21 protein-coding genes are annotated in these 19,199 nt (G+C 35.6%); 16 read left to right on the top strand and 5 right to left on the bottom strand.

The window, feature by feature from the left end; translation table 11 throughout:
• Window positions 1-72 precede the first annotated feature (72 nt).
• Entirely contained in the window at window positions 73-300 is a 228-nt protein-coding gene (locus tag DI487_RS06575) for a hypothetical protein (protein WP_109568923.1), read from the top strand.
• On the opposite strand, the gene DI487_RS06570 is transcribed toward DI487_RS06575, so the two are convergent.
• Window positions 297-1,436 (bottom strand): ATP-binding protein, encoded by a 1,140-nt coding sequence (locus DI487_RS06570; protein WP_109568922.1) that lies wholly within the window; start codon window positions 1,434-1,436, stop codon window positions 297-299. The two genes, DI487_RS06575 and DI487_RS06570, sit on opposite strands and share 4 nt — an antisense overlap.
• An 11-nt stretch (window positions 1,437-1,447) precedes the next feature.
• Window positions 1,448-2,311 (bottom strand): aldo/keto reductase, encoded by an 864-nt coding sequence (locus tag DI487_RS06565; RefSeq protein WP_109568921.1) that lies wholly within the window; start codon window positions 2,309-2,311, stop codon window positions 1,448-1,450.
• Between the two features lie 181 nt (window positions 2,312-2,492).
• Between DI487_RS06565 and DI487_RS06560 the strand changes: the two genes are divergently transcribed.
• The 10 genes from DI487_RS06560 (at window position 2,493) to DI487_RS16575 (ending at window position 11,559) form a co-directional block, all read left to right on the top strand.
• Complete coding sequence (locus tag DI487_RS06560; RefSeq protein WP_109568920.1) at window positions 2,493-3,497, top strand: AAA family ATPase; 1,005 nt, start codon at window positions 2,493-2,495, stop codon at window positions 3,495-3,497.
• A gap of 88 nt (window positions 3,498-3,585) precedes the next feature.
• Window positions 3,586-4,452 carry a DUF58 domain-containing protein gene (locus DI487_RS06555; RefSeq protein WP_109568919.1) on the top strand — a complete coding sequence of 289 codons (867 nt, stop codon included), beginning with the start codon at window positions 3,586-3,588 and terminating at the stop codon, window positions 4,450-4,452.
• Window positions 4,453-4,840: 388 nt separating this feature from the next.
• Window positions 4,841-6,181: a hypothetical protein gene (locus DI487_RS06550; protein ID WP_109568918.1), complete on the top strand. Its 1,341-nt coding sequence runs from the start codon at window positions 4,841-4,843 to the stop codon at window positions 6,179-6,181.
• A complete protein-coding gene (locus DI487_RS06545) occupies window positions 6,174-7,181 on the top strand; it encodes a vWA domain-containing protein (protein ID WP_109568917.1) in 1,008 nt (335 codons plus the stop codon). Before DI487_RS06550 ends, DI487_RS06545 begins: the two co-directional genes overlap by 8 nt.
• 4 nt (window positions 7,182-7,185) lie before the next feature.
• Window positions 7,186-8,217 (top strand): vWA domain-containing protein, encoded by a 1,032-nt coding sequence (locus DI487_RS06540; protein ID WP_109568916.1) that lies wholly within the window; start codon window positions 7,186-7,188, stop codon window positions 8,215-8,217.
• A 1-nt stretch (window position 8,218) separates the two neighbouring features.
• The gene (locus DI487_RS06535; protein ID WP_109568915.1) at window positions 8,219-9,034 is read left to right on the top strand and encodes a tetratricopeptide repeat protein; all 816 of its coding nucleotides are present in this window, start codon (window positions 8,219-8,221) and stop codon (window positions 9,032-9,034) included.
• Between the two features lies 1 nt (window position 9,035).
• Window positions 9,036-9,386 (top strand): BatD family protein, encoded by a 351-nt coding sequence (locus DI487_RS16585; RefSeq protein ID WP_317046278.1) that lies wholly within the window; start codon window positions 9,036-9,038, stop codon window positions 9,384-9,386.
• A complete protein-coding gene (locus DI487_RS06530; RefSeq protein WP_317046277.1) occupies window positions 9,383-10,792 on the top strand; it encodes a BatD family protein in 1,410 nt (469 codons plus the stop codon). The genes DI487_RS16585 and DI487_RS06530 overlap by 4 nt, the downstream gene beginning before the upstream one ends.
• Before the next feature lie 3 nt (window positions 10,793-10,795).
• The gene (locus DI487_RS16580; protein ID WP_317046276.1) at window positions 10,796-11,014 is read left to right on the top strand and encodes a hypothetical protein; all 219 of its coding nucleotides are present in this window, start codon (window positions 10,796-10,798) and stop codon (window positions 11,012-11,014) included.
• Between the two features lie 155 nt (window positions 11,015-11,169).
• Window positions 11,170-11,559 carry an SH3 domain-containing protein gene (locus DI487_RS16575; RefSeq protein WP_317046275.1) on the top strand — a complete coding sequence of 130 codons (390 nt, stop codon included), beginning with the start codon at window positions 11,170-11,172 and terminating at the stop codon, window positions 11,557-11,559.
• On the opposite strand, the gene DI487_RS16170 is transcribed toward DI487_RS16575, so the two are convergent.
• Together DI487_RS16170 and DI487_RS16165 are read right to left on the bottom strand one after the other, a co-directional pair.
• The gene (locus DI487_RS16170; RefSeq protein ID WP_218925790.1) at window positions 11,556-11,990 is read right to left on the bottom strand and encodes an MFS transporter; all 435 of its coding nucleotides are present in this window, start codon (window positions 11,988-11,990) and stop codon (window positions 11,556-11,558) included. The genes DI487_RS16575 and DI487_RS16170 overlap by 4 nt on opposite strands.
• Complete coding sequence (locus tag DI487_RS16165; RefSeq protein WP_394335979.1) at window positions 11,987-12,712, bottom strand: MFS transporter; 726 nt, start codon at window positions 12,710-12,712, stop codon at window positions 11,987-11,989. The genes DI487_RS16170 and DI487_RS16165 overlap by 4 nt, the downstream gene beginning before the upstream one ends.
• Window positions 12,713-12,918: 206 nt before the next feature.
• Here DI487_RS16165 and DI487_RS06515 point away from each other — a divergent pair, with 206 nt between their 5' ends.
• The 3 genes from DI487_RS06515 (at window position 12,919) to DI487_RS06505 (ending at window position 17,103) form a co-directional block, all read left to right on the top strand.
• Window positions 12,919-13,245: a glycine-rich domain-containing protein gene (locus DI487_RS06515; RefSeq protein WP_109568914.1), complete on the top strand. Its 327-nt coding sequence runs from the start codon at window positions 12,919-12,921 to the stop codon at window positions 13,243-13,245.
• A 399-nt stretch (window positions 13,246-13,644) separates the two neighbouring features.
• Complete coding sequence (locus tag DI487_RS06510; RefSeq protein ID WP_146193381.1) at window positions 13,645-14,295, top strand: hypothetical protein; 651 nt, start codon at window positions 13,645-13,647, stop codon at window positions 14,293-14,295.
• 240 nt (window positions 14,296-14,535) lie between these two features.
• On the top strand, window positions 14,536-17,103 hold the full coding sequence (locus DI487_RS06505; protein ID WP_109568912.1) for an adenosylcobalamin-dependent ribonucleoside-diphosphate reductase: 2,568 nt from the start codon (window positions 14,536-14,538) through the stop codon (window positions 17,101-17,103).
• A 39-nt stretch (window positions 17,104-17,142) separates the two neighbouring features.
• Here the strand turns inward: DI487_RS06505 and DI487_RS06500 are convergent, their stop codons facing one another.
• Complete coding sequence (locus DI487_RS06500; RefSeq protein ID WP_109568911.1) at window positions 17,143-17,718, bottom strand: CvpA family protein; 576 nt, start codon at window positions 17,716-17,718, stop codon at window positions 17,143-17,145.
• Window positions 17,719-17,864: 146 nt separating this feature from the next.
• Here DI487_RS06500 and DI487_RS06495 point away from each other — a divergent pair, with 146 nt between their 5' ends.
• Both DI487_RS06495 and DI487_RS06490 read left to right on the top strand, forming a co-directional pair.
• Window positions 17,865-18,221: a hypothetical protein gene (locus DI487_RS06495; protein WP_109568910.1), complete on the top strand. Its 357-nt coding sequence runs from the start codon at window positions 17,865-17,867 to the stop codon at window positions 18,219-18,221.
• A 13-nt stretch (window positions 18,222-18,234) separates the two neighbouring features.
• Window positions 18,235-19,197 carry a bile acid:sodium symporter family protein gene (locus DI487_RS06490; protein ID WP_109568909.1) on the top strand — a complete coding sequence of 321 codons (963 nt, stop codon included), beginning with the start codon at window positions 18,235-18,237 and terminating at the stop codon, window positions 19,195-19,197.
• The last annotated feature ends 2 nt before the right edge of the window (window positions 19,198-19,199 follow it).

Here is a 19,199-nt window from a genome sequence, read left to right as displayed (position 1 = left end):
TAAAGGGTATATTCTCGTAACTTTAATTTTTGAAAAAGAGTAGTAAGTTATAGAATAAAAACACCCAGTAAAATGAAAATGTTCTCAAAAGTTGTTATGGTTTTAGTCTTTTTGGCTTTTCTTTGGGTTTATACCATCATGGATTTAGCTCTGTATTTCTTTGATTTTACAAGAGAGACTAAAAATTTGATTTTTAACGATGTAAATCTTGAATTTAAAGTAATCTATTTCTTTGGAATTATTTTGAACTTAGGATTTCTCGGAATGATCTTAATGAGAAAAAGAACACAGTTTTTTTAATTGTATTTCATTTTTCTCAAGACGCGCATAACCTCTTTAAAAGACTGATAAACCTTAGGGTCTTGCCAGGATTTTAAAAGAGGTTTAGCGTTAATGAGCTTTTCTTTGGCTTCCTCAAACCCGTTTAAATAGCACAACATTAAAGTAGAAGGCAAATGCTCTAAGTCTAATCCTTCTCTTGTATTTAGAGTGATTCCATTTCCCAGTTTCTTCAGTAGTGTTAAATTCGAATTGTATATGTGATGCAATAATTTTCTATTGTACTGTGGAGGTTCAAACAACATTTCCGTTTCCATTTTATAGTAGCCATTATCAAAAAAAGTGATTACAAGTTTTTCTAACGGATAGTAACTTGTCCTGTCATTGATTCCCAAAGCAATATATTCCGTTATGATAAAAGTATGGTCGTCAAACTCTAAAGTTACCTCGTCCTGCGCGGAATAGAATAGTTTGATTTGTTCGTTAATAAGCTCAATATCAACGCGCGAAAGTAACTCTTTATTCCTTACTTTTTTCTGAATACCGGCCCAGCAAACTACAAATAACTCTTTAAAAACCTTATAACCGGATTCTAAGTCGCTATGCCGATTGTACAGAAAATCAATCACACCATCTAAAGTATGTTCAATACTATTTCTCGAATTGTTTTCGATGCTGATTACAGTCTCTGTGTTACTTTTCGAATACGGAATTCTATCTTCTGTAGGTATAGAATTACTGCCTCTTCTTACAAAAATAGTATTAGGTAAAATAGTATAAATCCCTTTCTTAAAAGAAGATACTTTACTTTTAGGTTTTATAGTGACCAATCCTACAACCCTGTCCTTATTCAGGTTAGGAAAATGAATGTTTTCATATTGAATTTTAGGAGGATTGTTCAAATAGGCATTGACTAAATTCTGAATTTTACTGTCATCAAAAAAATCATCTCCGGTAATTTCGTTGCTCTCATCTTCAACTCCCACAATAATATAAGAATTATTAGCCGGATTAGAGTTTGATAACGCACAAATATGTTTTAGAAACTTAGCTTTTCCTTCTTTAGTGTGCAGATTTAATTGTCGCTTTTTATCATAAAACGAACTCTCGTCATGATGAGCTAATAAATTCTTGATAAGTAAGCGTTTATTAATCATTCTCTAATTTTTTAAGGTACCCTATGTCCCATGCTCGCAGTCCAGATAGCGAACCAATCTTCTGTTTCTAATTCAAAATCCAGTAGTTTTTTTAAATTCAAAATACGATCTAAATTAGTAGTTCCTATGACCGGAATAATTTTAGACGGATGTCTTAATATCCATGTCAGCAAGATGATTTCGGCTGAAACCTCATATTTTAAAATAAGATCGGCCAATAACATTTTTAAGCGATTGGTTTGCTCATTTTCCTCTCTGAAAACTGAGCCCAGTGGATTCCATGCCATTGGCTGAATATCGTGGAGTTTCATATAATCAAGTTCACCATTTGTCATTGGATGGTAATGAGTTGCGGAAAATTGAATCTGGTTGTAGTCTACAGGAATGTAACGTCGCAAAAGTGCTGTTTGGTGTGGTAAAAAATTCGACACGCCAAACCCCAGTATTTTACCTTCCTTTTTCAACTGCGTAATAGTTTCAGCAACTTCTTCTGCTTGTAAAAGCGGACTTGGCCTATGGAGTAAAAGAATATCCAGATAATCTGTTTTCAGGTTTTTAAGAGATTGATGAACTGCTGCTGTAATATGCTCTTTTGAATAATCATAATGTTTGATAGTGTGAGGCTTAGCCTCACAAACATATTGAATACCACACTTTGTGATTAATTGGATTTTTTCTCTGGCAACATTTGCCTTTTGTAAGGCATTTCCAAAACTTTCTTCTGTAGAATAACCGCCGTAAATGTCAGCATGGTCAAAGCAGTAAATACCTTCGGAAATAAGACAATTTATTCGCTCCGCCATTTCTGAAATACTGAGATTTTTACCCCATACACCCCAGTTCATAACTCCGGCGATCACATTTGATTTTATCATGTTGAATATGAAACAATTTAAAATTTTCTTAAAAGTATAAAAAGAAATTCATAAAAAGCAGCTTTTATAGTGTTTAGCTGATTTTTTTTAACGCTATATTAACACCGTAGTCCTAAATAAATTTTGAATTTTGAAATGTTAAAAATATTTTCAATTTTTGACATGTTAAAAACAAATAAAGATGGAAGATAATACGGCTACTTTAGACATCAGGGCAATCAATGAGAAAATAGAAAGAGAAAGTGCATTTGTGGATTTGCTGACCTTGGAGATGAATAAGGTAATTGTGGGGCAAAAGCAAATGATTGAAAGATTGCTGATCGGACTATTAGGTCAAGGACACATTCTGCTGGAAGGTGTACCGGGATTAGCAAAAACGTTAGCGATTAATACGCTATCACAAGCAGTTCACGGTAGCTTTAGCAGAATTCAGTTTACACCGGATTTATTACCGGCAGATGTTGTAGGAACAATGATCTACAATATCAAGGAAAATGATTTCACAATAAAGAAAGGGCCTATATTTGCTAACTTCGTTTTAGCAGATGAGATTAATCGTGCTCCGGCAAAAGTACAGTCTGCCTTGTTGGAAGCCATGCAGGAAAAACAGGTAACCATCGGAGATGAAACTTTTAAATTAGATAAGCCTTTTCTGGTAATGGCAACACAAAATCCGGTGGAACAAGAGGGAACATACCCGCTTCCGGAAGCGCAAGTTGACCGTTTTATGCTAAAAGTGGTAATTGATTACCCTAAAATGGAAGACGAACGTATTGTTATTCGCCAGAATTTAAGCGGTGGTTTCGAAAAAGTGAAACAAGTTATTTCAACAGAACAGATTTTGCGGGCTCAGGAAGCAGTTCGTGAAGTTTATATGGATGAAAAAATTGAAAAATATATTTTAGATATTATCTTCGCTACCCGTTATCCGGAAAAATACAAATTGGAAGAATTAAAACCTCTGATCAGTTTCGGAGCTTCTCCCCGTGGTAGTATCAATTTAGCTACGGCAGCCAAATGCTATGCATTTATTAAGCGTAGAGGCTATGTGATCCCGGAAGATGTGAGAGCAGTTGTTCATGATGTATTGCGCCACAGAATAGGAATAACCTACGAGGCAGAAGCAGAAAATATCACTTCCGTAGACATTATTAACAAAATTGTGAACGAAGTAGAAGTGCCTTAATAGAAGTCTCAAGCCTGAAGTCCTGAGTTCAAAGAAAATAATTTTTAAGAGCCTAAGACTTTTGACTTTTCACTTTAAGACTTAAATTATGGATACCAAAGAAATTCTCAAAAAAGTTCGAAAAATAGAAATCAAAACCCGAAGATTGAGCGATCATGTCTTTTCGGGAGAATATCACACATCCTTTAAAGGACGAGGGATGACATTTTCTGAGGTGCGTCAATATCAGTTCGGAGATGATGTTCGGGCTATTGATTGGAATGTAACGGCACGCTACAATGAACCTTATGTGAAAGTTTTTGAAGAAGAACGGGAGTTGACCATGATGTTGATGGTAGATTGTAGTGGTTCGGAAAGTTTTGGTACCAAAAATCAATTGAAAAGCGAAATTATTACTGAAATTGCGGCAACATTAGCTTTTTCATCCACTCAGAACAACGATAAAGTAGGACTGATTTTATTTTCAGACGAAATAGAATTATTTATTCCGCCTAAAAAAGGAAAATCTCACGTTCTGAGAATTATCAGAGAGCTCATAGAGTTTACACCAAAAAGTAAAAAAACCGATCTGGCTCAGGCATTGCGTTTTTTGTCGAGCGTGCTTAAGAAAAAAGCAATTGTATTTTTGATCTCCGATTTTATGATAGGAGATTACGAGCATACATTAAAAATAGCTGCTAAAAAGCATGATGTAACCGGAATTCGGGTTTTTGACAGAAGAGAAGAAGCCTTGCCTAACATAGGGATGGTTAATATGCTGGACGCTGAAACAAGAGAAACACTTTGGGTAGATACTAATTCTAAGGCAGTACGTCAAAATTATGAGAAATACTATCATGATAACGTACACTATTTTACCAATACCTTTTCACGCTGTGGTGCCGGTAGTGTAAGTTCAAGAGTCGATGAAAGTTATGTGACCAAGCTTTTAGGCTATTTTAAATCGAGAAATTAGATTTTAGAGCATAGAAAGTAGAGAAAAGAAGAAAGATTAAAATGAAAACTAGTAAAAAATTTAATGTTAAAGACTTATTTTTTAAGATTTTGTCACATCGAGCAGAGTCGAGATGTCTCATTATCTTTTTCTTTTTCATCAGTTCAGTTTCCTTTTCTCAATCAATAACGTCTTCGGTTGATTCTACTCAGATAAAAATAGGCTCTCAGTTTAATTTAACAATAAAAGCCCAGGGGTCAAAAGTTCCGATAAAGTAGTCTTCCCTGAAGGTCAGTTCTTCGGACCGTTAGAAATAGTAGAATCATATCCGGTTGATACTGTCAGAAAAGAAGACAAGCTGGAATTAATTAAAAAATATGGTTTAACCCAATTCGATTCCGGTCGATACGTGGTACCGCCACTTCAGGTAGTAATTAATAATAAGATCACTAAAACCGATTCTTTTACTGTTGTAGTAAACAATGTTGTCGTAGATACTTTGAAGCAACAGCTGTATGATATTAAACCGATTGTTTCAGTTGAAGAACCGTTCAACTACGAATGGTTGTATTGGATATTGGCTTTACTGGCAATTGCTGCTATTGGTTTCGGGTTGTATTATTTTATTAAAAATCGTCAGGATAAACAAAATAAGGTTGAAGAAGAATTATTTGCATCTCCTATTGAAAAAGCGTTAAATCAGCTACAGGTTTTAGAGAAAAAAGAGCTTTGGCAAAAAGGAGAAACAAAAGCATACTATTCTGAATTGACCGATATTACACGAACTTACATTGAAGAAGCAGTTGAAGTTCCGGCAATGGAAAGTACTTCCGGAGAATTATACGAGTCTTTAATCGTCGCAGTTCGCCAAAAAAATATTAAGTTAAACAGAGAAACCCTAGAGCGGTTTAAAAGAGTAATGGCAACTGCTGATTTGGTTAAATTTGCCAAGTCAAAACCGTTAGACTTTGAGATCGAAAATGATAAAAGAATAATTGACAGTTTCTTAATGTCTTTGGATAAAGCAATTCCGAGAACAGATGAAGAAGCAGAAAATCAATTTGCAGAAGAACTCAAACGGAAAAAGGAAAAGAAACAAAAAATGCAACGATTAGCGATCCCGTTAGGAGTGATGGCTTTTCTGATGATGATTGTTCTGACGTTCTTTCTTGTTTCCAAGGGAACAACGTATATTCGGGATAAATGGGTCGGACATTCTGCTAAGTCTTTATTAGAAGGAGAATGGGTTACATCGGATTACGGAGATCCGGCAATTATAGTGTCGACACCAAAAGTGTTGAAACGAATTGTGGATGAGAAAACCCAGAATAATCTTCCGGCGCACATAAAAGGAACAGCAATGTTCAGTTACGGAAGTTTAACAGATAATTTTTCAATAACGCTGAAAACGATAGCTTTCAAAGATACCACGCAATTAGATATAAGTCAGGCGGCAGAAAGAGAATTAAGACAAGCTGAGTTGTTAGGCGCACATAATATGGTTGTTCAGACTGATGATTATGAAGATCCGAAAGGGATAACCGGCAAGAGAGCACAAGGAACATTTACCGCTTTGAATCAGGTTACTAAAGAAGAGGAAAAAATGAAGTACATGCTATTGGTTTTTGCTCAAAAAGGAGGAGCTCAAATCTTATGGCTTATATCGAGAGAAGACGACCAATACGCTGCAGAGGTAATGGATAAAGTCTTAGACTCAGTAGAACTAAAAAAAGCAATACCAAATGACTAATGTAACGTTTTTACATCCGGAGTTCTTTTGGTTGTTTTTGGCTTTGCCATTAGCAATAGCCTGGTATTTTTTTAAACGAAAAGAACAAACCGCAACGTTAAAGATAAGTTCAATCCGACCTTTTCAAAATAGCGGTACACTTTTAGCCAAACTTAGACCGCTTTTATTAGTGATGAGGTTGCTGGCGCTGAGCGCTATCATTGTTGCTTTAGCACGGCCAAGAAGCGTGGATGTTTCGGCAAAATCAAGAGTAACTAAAGGAATTGATATTGTAATGGCAATTGACGTTTCCGGAAGTATGCTGGCCAGAGATTTAAAACCAAACCGTTTAGAAGCGTTAAAAAGAGTAGCTTCAAAATTTATTGAAGACCGGATAAATGACCGAATCGGTTTAGTGGTCTATGCCGGAGAAAGTTATACCAGAACTCCGGTAACATCAGACAAAGCAATGGTGCAACAATCATTAAATACCATTGAATATGACGATACGGTTTTAGCTGACGGAACAGGTATTGGTGTAGGTTTGGCTACGGCTATCAATCGTTTGAAAGACAGCAAGGCAAAAAGCAGAATCATTATCCTTTTAACAGACGGAGTAAACAATGCCGGAACTATAGATCCGCGAATGGCGGCAGATATTGCTAAGGAGTATGGAATAAAAGTATATACCATTGGTATAGGGACTAATGGAACAGCGCCTTTCCCTTATGCAAAGGATCCGAGAAACGGACAGTTCTTATTCCGGAACATGCCTGTTGAAATCGATGAGAATCTGATGAAAGAGATTGCAAAAACTACTGAAGGAAAATATTTCAGAGCAACCAGTAATAAAAAATTAGAAGAAATTTATACAGAGATCAATAAGTTGGAAACTACAGAGGTTGAAGAAAAAAAATATTTCAATTACGATGAAAAATTTAAACCCTATGTGCTTTTTGCTTTGATCCTGTTAGGATTAGAAATGTTATTAAAAAACACCGTTTTTAGAGGTTTCTTATAAAATTATGCAATTAGAAGAACCAAAATATTTATATTTTTTAGTGTTACTGGCATTGGTGACCGTTTTGTTCATGCTTCAGTTGTTCTGGGGAAGAAAAAAACGTCGTGAATTTGCCGATGATGAACTGTTAAAACAATTAGCACCCGATAGCTCCGTTTTTAAACCGATTCTGAAATTTGTTACGCTAGCATTAGTACTTGTAGCTTTGATTATTGCTTTGGTAAATCCTAAAATAGGAACCAAAATGGAAACGGTAAAACGTCAGGGAATTGATATTGTTTTTGCTTTGGACGTGTCCAAAAGTATGCTGGCTGAAGATGTGGCTCCTAATCGTCTTGAAAAATCAAAACAGCTAATCAGTCAGATCATCAATAGTTTAGGGAGTGACAGGATTGGTATTGTAGGTTATGCGGGAAGTGCATATCCGGTTTTACCCATGACAACGGATTATAGTATTGCAAAAATGTATCTTCAGAACATGAATACCGATATGGTTTCATCGCAAGGAACAGCTCTGAATGATGCGATCAATATGGCAACAAATTACTTTGATGCTGTTGACACCAGTAAACTGATTATTTTAGTTTCTGACGGAGAAGATCATGGTGACGGAGCCGATCAGGCGAGTGAAATAGCCAAAGAAAAAGGAATTAAGATCATTACGATCGGAGTAGGAACTGAAAAAGGAGGTCCTATACCTATTAAAGATCGAAACGGTCGGGTTGAAGAATATAAGAAAGATAGCAACGGAGAGACTGTAATTACTCAGATGCATCCGGAAACACTCGAAACTATTGCAGAAAATGCAGACGGAGGCTATATTCCGGGGAATTCAACCAAAGAAGTAGTAGAGCAAATCAAAAATGCTTTAGACAATATTGAAAAAACTGAATTTGAAACACAACAAATAGCTGAATACCAAACACAATACCAATGGTTTGTAGGAATAGCATTTGTCCTGTTATTATTAGATATTTTCTTTTTGGAACGCAAAACAAAATGGTTGCAAAAATTGAATTTATTTAACGAAAGATAGTATGGAAAGGATTATAGTAGCTTTAACGGTTTTTGTATCATCAATCATCTTTGCACAAAACAAAGACCAAAACCTCTATGACGGTACAGTAGCATTTGACCAGAAAAAATACATTGATGCTGAGGTTGATTTTAGAGTCTCGCAATCTAATAATGCTGATAAAAAAGCCGTTGCTGAGTACAATCTCGGGAATAGTATTTATCGTCAGAATAATCCCGGCGAAGCCAAATATAAATTCTATAATGCAGTCGAAACGGCTAAAACAAAGGAACAAAAACATAAAGCATTTCATAATCTTGGGAATGCCTTTATGAAAGAAGAGAATTATCAGGCTGCTGTTGAAGCCTATAAAAATGCGTTGCGAAATAATCCTTATGACGAAGAAACACGTTACAATTATGCGTTGGCCAAACAAAAATTAAAAGATAACCCGTCGCAAGGAGATAACAATAAAGATAAAAACGGCGGGGATAACAATAAAGATCAGCAAAACCAGCAGAATCAGCAAAACAAAGAGCAAGGCGACAACAAAGACAACAAAGACAACAAAGATAAGGGCGACAACAAGGATAAAAACGATCAGGATAAAGGAGATCAAAAAGATAATAGTGATAAAGGCGACGATAAAAAGGACAAAGGTGACGGCAAGGACAAAGAGGAGGAGCAAAATAATCCACAACCTAAACCTTCCGGAGCTAATAAACAACAAATTGAAAACCTTTTAGAAGCGGTAAATAACGCCGAAAAGAAAATTCAGGATAAGATCAATGCTAAGAAAGTAAAGGCTCAGCCTGCTGCAAATGACAAAGATTGGTAAAATGAAAAAACTGCTATTTTACATATTGATTTTATTTCAAATGACAGCCTTAGCCCAAGAAGCGAAATTTGAGGCTAAACTGAGTAAGTCCTCCCTTGGATTAAATGAAAAACTTCAGGTTACTTTTTCTATTAATCAGGATGGCGATAATTTTCAAGCGCCTTCTTTTGATGGTTTTAATGTTGTAGGCGGTCCGTTTCAGTCCACTAATTTTTCCTGGGTAAACGGAGTAAAATCTTTTAACCGAAGTTATTCTTTTGTGTTGCAACCTAAGCAAAAAGGAACGTTGACAATCAAATCGGCGACCATTGAATACGGGGAGAGGTCTACAAAACCCAACCGGTTAAAGTGAAGGTTACAAATGCAGTTGAATTACCGAAAGACCCTAATAGTCCTGATTACAAGGCAGGAGAAGGTATTCATCTTGTAGCCGAAGTGTCTAAAGGAAATCCTTATTTGAATGAGCCTATTACGGTAGTTTACAAACTCTATTTTGATCCGCGCTTTTCAGTTCGGAATGTTCGCGAAATAGAAAATCCTAAATACAACGGTTTCTGGAGTCAGCATATAGATATCGACAAGTTACGGGCTGTTCAGGGAACGTACAACGGGCAGGATTATGCTATGGTAGTATGGAGAAAAGTACTGTTGTATCCGCAAGAAACCGGAGTGAAACAATTAGAACCTTTAAAAATAGAGCTGGATGTAGACGTTCCGGTTCGGAAGAGGATGGGTGGTTTCTTTGAAATGATGGATTATGAAACGACCTCTAAAACTGTTTCGGCAGGAGCCAAAAGTATTACGGTAAAACCATTGCCGGAAGACGGAAAACCGGCTGATTTTACAGGAGCGGTAGGGAGTTTTGATTTTCAGGTGAAACCGTCTAAAAATGAATTAAAAAGCGGAGAATCGCTTGATCTCGAGATTAGTGTTACGGGTAACGGTAACTTAAAATTATTCAATTTGCCGAAACCGGAGTTTCCTAGTGCGTTTGAAGCGTTTGAACCGCAACATCAGGAAAATGTCAATACCCCTTTGAGTGGTATGACCGGAAAGATCTCGGACACATACACCATTGTGCCACAATACAAAGGGAAATATACGATTAAACCGATCTCTTTCTCCTATTTTGATTTGGACACACAGAAATATAAAACCATTACTTCAAAAGAAGTTGATATCAATGTAACACAGGGAGCAGAAAATACTGCCGGAGGAAACAATGCCGCTGTTGCTAAGCAAGAAGTGGTAAAAAACAATACATTCCAGTTTATAAAATTAAACACAGTTTTTACACCATTAGTTAAAGAAGACTTTTTCGGAACAACACGTTATTACCTGTATCTGCTTTTGCCTTTTGCTTTAATTCCGTTTATCATATTAGGCAGAAAGAAAAAAGAAGCCATAGATGCTGATGTAGTAGGAAACAGAATCAGAAGAAACAACAAATTAGCTAAAAAATACCTTTCTGAAGCTAAGAAACAAATGAAGAGCAAGGTGTCGTTCTATATGGCAATGGAGAAGACTTTGCATAATTTCTTAAAAGCTAAATTACATTTAGAAACATCTGAAATGAGTAAAGAGAACATTCAGGAATTATTGTTGGACAGAAATGCGAATACCAATACGGTTTCTGACTTTATCCAATTGATGAACGATTGCGAATTTGCTCGTTATACACCATCTTCAGATGTAGCTATGCAAAAAGATTACGATAAAGCAGTAAGTTTAATTTCGGAACTGGAAAAACAATTATAGGTCATGAACAAAGTAATCGTTTATATCGTATTTTTTATTTCCAATATAGTTTTGGCTCAAGATGCGGCACAAGTAATTTTTGAAAAAGCCAATGAAAATTACCGGAAAGAACAATACCAAGCGGCAGCAGAGCAATACGAATCGATTTTAGAAAAGCAGAAAGTTGCTTCAGCGGAACTGTATTACAATCTGGGGAATTGTTATTATAAATTGGGGAAATAGCACCTTCTGTTTATAATTACGAAAAAGCACTATTAGTAAAGCCTAATGACGAAACCATAGAGACTAATTTACATTTTGCTCAAAAGCGGGCTATAGACGACATCAAAGTAGTACCGGAAGTTGGGTTCTCAAAATGGGTCTATAATTTTACTTCATTGCTTACGTATAACAGTTGGGCTTGGTTTGCAGTTGTTTGTTCCATAGTTTTTTTATTGTTTTTTGTAGGCTATTATTTTTCAGCGATTACCAATGTAAAACGAACATTCTTTGTGGGGATGTTTGTTGTTTTAGGACTTCTCGGAATGGCAGTGCTTTCTGCGTTTTTGCAAAAACGTTTTGATAGAAAAATTAGACCGGCTATTGTTTTTGCAGAAAGTGTTTTCGTGAAATCAGAACCTAAAAATAGTGCCGAAAATGCTTTTGAACTTCACGAAGGTACTAAAGTATTCGTAAAAGAAACATTAGATAACTGGAAACGAATTCAGTTGACGGATAAAACGGAAGGTTGGATCAAAAAAGATGCAATTAAAGAGCTAAAACCTTAAATACGTTCTTTTTTAAGTTTTTTGTTTGTTAATTTCAATACGATAAAAATACTTATAGCGACCATAATAGCGCAGAACAAGAATAAATATTTCATTCCGAAGAGGTTGATCACTGTTCCTTCCAGAGGACCGGTAGCACCTAGAGAAAGATCAATAAAAAGACCATAGCATGCCAGTGCTGCTCCCGCATTTGAAGGTGGTGCCAGCCGAACGGCTTCAACACCTAAGGCCGGGAAAATAAGAGAAAATCCTAAGCCGGTTATTGCAGCACCTACCAGAGCAAAACCAGGATTCGTAGCTAAAAATAAGAGGAGCAAGCCTATCGTTTCGGTGATTAGACAAATCAGAGATACTTTTAATCCGCCACGAATAGTGATCTGATTCGCAAAAAATACGCGACCAAGGATAAATAAGGCGCTAAAAATACTCAAACATAAAGCGGCATTCGTCCAGTTAAAATAGTCATAGTATAATGTAATAAAATTTGACAATCCCCGAATCCTAATCCGGCCAGACTTAGACAGATTCCGTAAGGAGTAACCAAACCTAAGACTTTTAAAAAGGGAATAGGTTCTGATTTAGAATTTCCTACGACAGATTTCTGAAAAAGCGTATACATCAATCCTAATAAGGCCACAATCGAGATGCAGATCGAAATTGTAGTTATTCCGAAATTTTTACTGATAATAACCCCGAGAGGAGCGCCTAAGGCTAAAGCACCATAACTGGCAATTCCGTTGTATGAGATAGCTGTTGCCGTATGTTGGTCGCCTACAACTAACATGGCCCAGTTGATAGGGCTTGCTCCTACCATACCTTCAGCACATCCGGTGATTAATCGAGTAATGGCTAAAAGAGTTAAACTTAACATTCGGTTTTCTTCGTAATGAAAAGCAATGAACAGTAAGATACCACTGAGTAAAAAATTGCTCATACTGATAATAACTGCTAGTTTAGGGCCTTTGGTATCTACAATTTTACCAGCAATTCCTCTTACTAAAAAAGTAGTAACATATTGCAAGCTTATGATAACCCCTGCAATAATTTCGCTAAATCCAAGTGTTTTATGGATGTAAACGGGTAAAACTGCTAAAGGAAGACCTATGCACAAATAACCCAGAAAGTCAGTGAAACAAAACTGACGATTTGCAATTTAGGGTTGTTAAACGACAAAGGTAAAAGTGTTTTGGGGAACATGTTATAGAAAAAGGATTTTAAAAGTGCAAATTTAAGCTGATTTTACCATAGCAAACCTTAAAAATAAGTTAAGTTCTTTTTTAAGTCTAGGATAAAAAGCAAATTTCTGATACATAAAAGAGACTAATTTTTTTACTTTTGAAAAAAAGGAAAATTGTCTATATGAATCATGAGATTTGGGATCCGATTGAACGTTTTGAGTTTGATCAGGCGGTATCCGGTTACGGATTTATTACTCGTTTAGCTTTTGAAAATAACTGGACTGCATTTTTTACTTTAAAAGCAATAGAGGAATACAAAAAGTTTATGTATCTGGCGGCAGTTGAAAATGTAATGGTTTCACCTTCAAAGATCGTAGATGTGGTTTGGCACCAGCATTTGATCTTTACCCAATCGTATAATGATTTTTGTAGCATTTTAGGAAAAAGAATTGAACATATCCTTCAACACACAATCCGCAAGAAAAAGAAAAGTTTGATAAAGCAGTAATCAAAACAAAAGAACTTTATGAGAGAAATTTTGGTGAGCAGCCAAAAGAATTTTGGTTCGATCAATCATTCGAAGACTCATTTACGTTTAAGCCTTCAAAGGTCAATGTGGTTTTGCAGGTAGTAATAGCTATTGGTATAATGGGAACAGGAGTGTTTCTATTCAGTCGTTATTTATATGATTTCTATATTGGAATTAATACCCCTGAATTTTTGTTTGATTTTCTCCTTTTAATAACAATTAGTTTTTTAGGACTGACAATTTACAATCGTATCAAGCTAAAAAAAAATAGCTAAAGTTCTTTTTACCCATCCTGCTATCCGGAATCTGAATGCAAGCGAATTAATCTACATTAAAACAAATCGTCTTAGAAATGTAATTCATGGGTATCTGAATAATTTGGTTGTTAGTAGAGATCTGAGAATTGTGTCCGAAAATAGTTTTGAAGCTGAAGAAGAGTATGAGCAACATGAGCAAACAGAATTTAATGTGATTATGGATGTTTGCAACGAAAGAACGTCATGGAGATATGAATACTTATTAACAAACTTAGAACAAAAGCCTATATTTCTAAAAGTGAAAAACGCTGTAGATATCATAAAATCAACAGTGTCAAATTCAGTGTCTTTCAAAAGACAGTTTTTCGTTAATCTTTTGGTTCTTTCTATTGTTTTGACTGTTGGTTTAACCAGAGCCTTCATTGGTTTTACAAGAGAAAAACCGATATTCTTTATTGTGCTGATAAATATTGTGTTGATCGTAATTAGTGCCATCTATTTGCAATACTTATATAACAACGTCTTAAAAGAAGTCTCAGGTCATTATGAAAAAGAAATTATCCCCAAAGACAGAACTCACTTTGACGGTTGGGAATGGAATTATTTTTTAATTGGATCGTCTTTATTATCTGTTTCATTTAGTTATTTGTTAGAATCTCAGGGAGGTCAAAGTACATTTACCTCTAATCATGATAATTTTTCTTGCGGTAGTTCTTGTGGTAGCTCATGTGGCAGTTCCTGTGGAGGAGGCTGCGGAGGTTGTGGGAATTAATTAAATCAAAAAGAGTAAACAATTAATCTGTTCTTTTAGCGTTTTTACTTTGTAAAAAATGGATACTGTTTTAAATTTGATATTTTATTGTTTTTTAAAAATTGTAAACTTTTTTAATTTTCAAAAAAATTAATCATCTATAAAACAGTAATTTAGTTATTTTTATTTGTAAACTTTTTAAAATTAACTGTTTTTAAAAATTTTATTTTTTACTTTTACAGAGTTAAAAAATCTGAAGTTATGGATACAAATTTAGAAGTTCAAAAAAAGCAAATCTATTCTAATGAGGAAGCCTATCAGGCATCATTAGAGTACTTTAAAGGAGATGATTTAGCAGCCAGAGTTTGGTTGAATAAATATGCCTTAAAGGATTCAGAGGGTAATGTCTATGAAAAATCGCCTGATGATATGCATTATAGGATTGCTAAAGAAATTGCCCGAATAGAAGCCAGATATCCAAACCCGCTTTCAGAAACGAAAGTATATGATTTGATTAAAAATTTTACCTACATTATTCCGCAAGGAAGCCCGATGACAGGAATCGGAAATCCATATCAGGTGGCTTCATTGTCTAATTGTTTTGTGATCGGAAACAAAGGGCAAAGTGATTCTTACGGTGGAATCATGAAAATTGATCAGGAACAAGTGCAACTTATGAAGCGTCGGGGTGGAGTAGGACACGACTTGTCACACGTTCGTCCTAAAGGTTCTCCGGTGAAAAATTCTGCGTTAACGTCAACCGGATTAGTTCCTTTCATGGAACGCTATTCTAATTCAACACGGGAAGTAGCACAAGACGGAAGACGAGGTGCCTTAATGTTATCGGTTTCCATTAATCATCCAGATGCGGAAGATTTTATTGATGCCAAGTTAGAACAAGGAAAAATTACAGGGGCAAATGTTTCCGTTCGAATTGACGACGGTTTTATGCGGGCTGTAAAAAGTGGCGAAGCATATACCCAAAAATATCCGACTTTCAGTCCGAGTCCGGTGGTGTCCAAAAAAATAAATGCAGTAGATTTATGGAAGAAAATTGTTCACAACGCTTGGCAATCGGCTGAACCAGGAATTTTATTTTGGGATACCATTATTCGTGAATCTTTACCGGATTGTTATGCAGATTTAGGATATGAAACCATTTCTACAAATCCGTGTGGTGAAATTCCATTGTGTCCGTACGATTCTTGTCGTTTGTTAGCAATTAATTTATTTTCTTATGTAAAAAATCCTTTTACAAAACAAGCATATTTCGATTTTGAATTATTCAAAGAGCATGTAGGCTACGCACAAAGAATGATGGATGATATCATCGATCTGGAATTAGAGAAAGTAGATACTATTTTAGCTAAAATTGATAAAGATCCGGAAGATGATGAAATCAAGCGAACTGAACGTAACCTTTGGTTAGAAATCCGTAAAAAAGCAAAAGAAGGCCGCAGAACCGGTGTTGGGATCACAGCAGAAGGTGATATGTTAGCGGCTCTGGGAATTCGTTACGGAAGTAAAGAAGGTAATGCGTTTTCAATTGATGTTCATAAAACATTGGCTTTAGCGGCCTATCGTTCGTCGGTAGAAATGGCTAAAGAACGTGGCGCTTTTACCATTTTTGAGGCGCAAAGAGAAGTAAATAATCCATTCGTACAACGAATTAAAGAAGCTGATGAAGCTTTGTTCCGGGACATGCAAAAGTATGGTCGTAGAAATATTGCTTTATTGACGATTGCACCAACGGGTACAACTTCGTTAATGGCACAAACAACTTCAGGAATTGAGCCTGTGTTTATGCCGGTTTATAAAAGAAGAAGAAAAGTAAATCCAAATGATAAAGATGTTCGTGTAGATTTTGTAGATGAGGTAGGTGATTCATGGGAAGAATATATTGTTTTTCACCATAAATTCAAACAATGGATGGAAGTGAATGGAATCGACACTTCTGTAAATTATTCCAACGAAGAACTAGATAAGATCATTGAACAATCGCCTTATTATAAAGCCACTTCAAACGATGTGGATTGGTTGAGCAAAGTAGAAATGCAGGGTGCTATACAAAAATGGGTAGACCATTCTATTTCGGTAACCATTAATATTCCGAATGATGCTACAGAAGAATTGGTAAACCAACTGTATTTGAAAGCTTGGGAAGTAGGTTGTAAAGGCGTAACGGTTTATCGTGATGGTTCGCGTTCAGGCGTTTTAATTGCTAAAGACGAGAAAAAAGAAAAAGAAGTTGAAGATATTGATGTAACATTCAAACGCGTTTTCCCGACTAAACGTCCGCAGATTCTTGAAGCTGATGTTGTTCGTTTCCAGAATAATAAAGAAAAATGGATTGCTTTTATCGGAAAAATTGATGGTCAGCCGTATGAGATCTTTACCGGTCTGGCCGATGATGAAGATGGAATCTTACTACCGCGTTGGGTAAATGATGGTTTTATTATCAAAAACAGAGATGACAAAGGAAATTCACGTTACGATTTTCAATATGTGAATACCAGAGGCTATAAAACGACTATTGAAGGCTTATCCTTCCGCTTTAATCCGGAGTTCTGGAATTATGCCAAATTTATTTCGGGAACTTTACGTCACGGATTAGAGATCGACAATGTAGTAGAATTAATCAACGGATTACAGTTAGATAACGAATCGATCAATACCTGGAAAAACGGAGTGGCTCGTGCGTTAAAACGCTATATTCCGGACGGTACAACTGCAAGCGGACAAAAATGCGGCAATTGCGGCGGAACCCATTTAATGTATCAGGAAGGTTGTTTAACCTGTAAAGATTGTGGTTCGTCTAAATGCGGATAAATAAAAAAAGGAGCTTTTAAGCTCCTTTTTTTATTTGATTTATTCTGTTTTTTGTTCATTATCAGGTCCAACATCTTCGTTCTCTAAGTCAATTGCATTTTCATTGTCAGTTGAAGGCTGAACGCTATTTTCATACCATTCTTCAATTTTTGGATACAAAAAAGCTGAGATTTCCTTGGTTGGATTGTAAAAAATAGATTCGTCTAACGTTCCTTGTTCAACCAACATATTATTCACATTCATTTTTTCGAAAAGTAAAATTACCACGCTTAACATCAAAATGGTTTTTAAAGCACTGAAAAAAGCTCCGGCTAATTTGTTCATCCAACCTAAATAAGCAAAATCGGCTATTTTGGTCAATAATTTTGCCGAAAGATGGATAACAACTACCACAAAAATAAAAGTCAGCGCAAATGCTGCAATTTCTATGTATTTCGGTTCCCAACTCACTTTGGTTTCTAAAACTGATTTTAAAACATACGAAAATTTTATAGCTACAAAAATTCCGGCCACTAAGGCGATAAGCGAAGCCAATTCCACAAAAAGCCCGTTTTTAATACCTTTATACAAAGCATAACTCAAGAATACGGCGAATACAATATCAATAAAGCTCATTTTTTCAAGAAAATAGATGAAAGAATAAAGAACAAAGACGACAGATTACGTAAAAACCAAAACCATCTTTTATCTTTGCAAAACAAATATAGAAAAACGAGAAGAATCTTTTTTCTTTTCTCTTTTTTCTTTCATCTTTAAAAAAAATGTCCAGAGACGAACAATTAAAAGCACGTTGGGAACGTGTGGTCACAATATTATCTGAAAAATTTGCCGATGGCGACGAACTTGATCTAGATGGAATTATCTATTTGATTGGAATTCAGGAATTAGGTAAATTTAAGCAAACTTTCAAGAAAGACGAAAAAGTAAACCTAATGCACATTGCCATTTGTCGTTTACTAGAACCTTATGGGTATTATCAATTTGAACATTTCGATAACGAAGGTTGGCCACATTACAAAGTAAAAGAACAATTACCAACGCTTAAAGCCGGAGAACAAGCCGTTTTAATGAAAGAAGCTGTCGTGAATTATTTTTTAGAGAAAGAACTGATCGATTAAATTATTATGGCTGATGAAAATCGACAAATTTGTTTTAGCAATAATAACTACGGTTTTTCTGGCGTATCTATTTCCGCAATGGGGAGCCAAAAGCAGTCCCATCCCTTTAGGTTTGATAGGAAGTTTAGGAATTGCACTGATTTTCTTTTTCTATGGGTTAAAATTACATCCGGATAAAATCAAAAGCGGACTCAAAAACTGGAAATTGCACGTTGTAGTTCAATTATCTACGTTTTTATTGTTTCCTTTAGTTATTTTAATAGTTAAACCATTAATTCACTCGGAACATACCGAAATGATCTGGTTAGCCTTTTTATTTTTAGCTGCGCTACCTTCTACTGTTTCATCTTCAGTGGTAATGGTTTCTATCGCTAATGGAAATATTCCGGCAGCCATTTTCAACGCCAGTATTTCCGGATTGATCGGTATTGCGATAACACCACTTTGGATGGGATTATTTTTGCAGCAATCAGCAAGTGATTTCGATTTAGGTGCAATCTATATCAAATTGTTGACAGAGATTCTTCTACCGGTTGTTTTAGGGTTGTTATTGCAACGATTTTTAGGAAAATACGCTGCAAAGTACAACAAACAATTGACCTTGTTTGATAAATCAGTTATTCTGTTGATTATTTATAAAAGCTTTTCGGAATCTTTCGAAGAGAAAGTCTTTACTTCTGTGAAGTTAATAGATTTACTCTTCATTTTTGCAGCAGATATTTTATTGTTTTTCGGGGTCTATTATCTAATTGGATTTCTTGCGAAGAAACTAAAATTTAACCGTGAAGATCAGATTACAGCTCAATTTTGCGGAACCAAAAAATCATTGGTACACGGAACTGTTTTTTCAAAAATTCTGTTTCCGACCACGATGGCTACCGGAGTGATTTTATTACCCCTAATGTTGTTTCATGCCACACAAATTTTTATTATCAGCGTCATAGCTTCCAAACTCGGGGTTGAAGAAAACAAATAGTT

The sequence above is a fragment of the Flavobacterium sediminis genome (assembly GCF_003148385.1).
Taxonomy (GTDB): domain Bacteria; phylum Bacteroidota; class Bacteroidia; order Flavobacteriales; family Flavobacteriaceae; genus Flavobacterium; species Flavobacterium sediminis.
The sequence above is the reverse complement of the archived record's forward strand: the minus strand, read 5'-3'. Positions and strand labels throughout refer to the sequence as shown.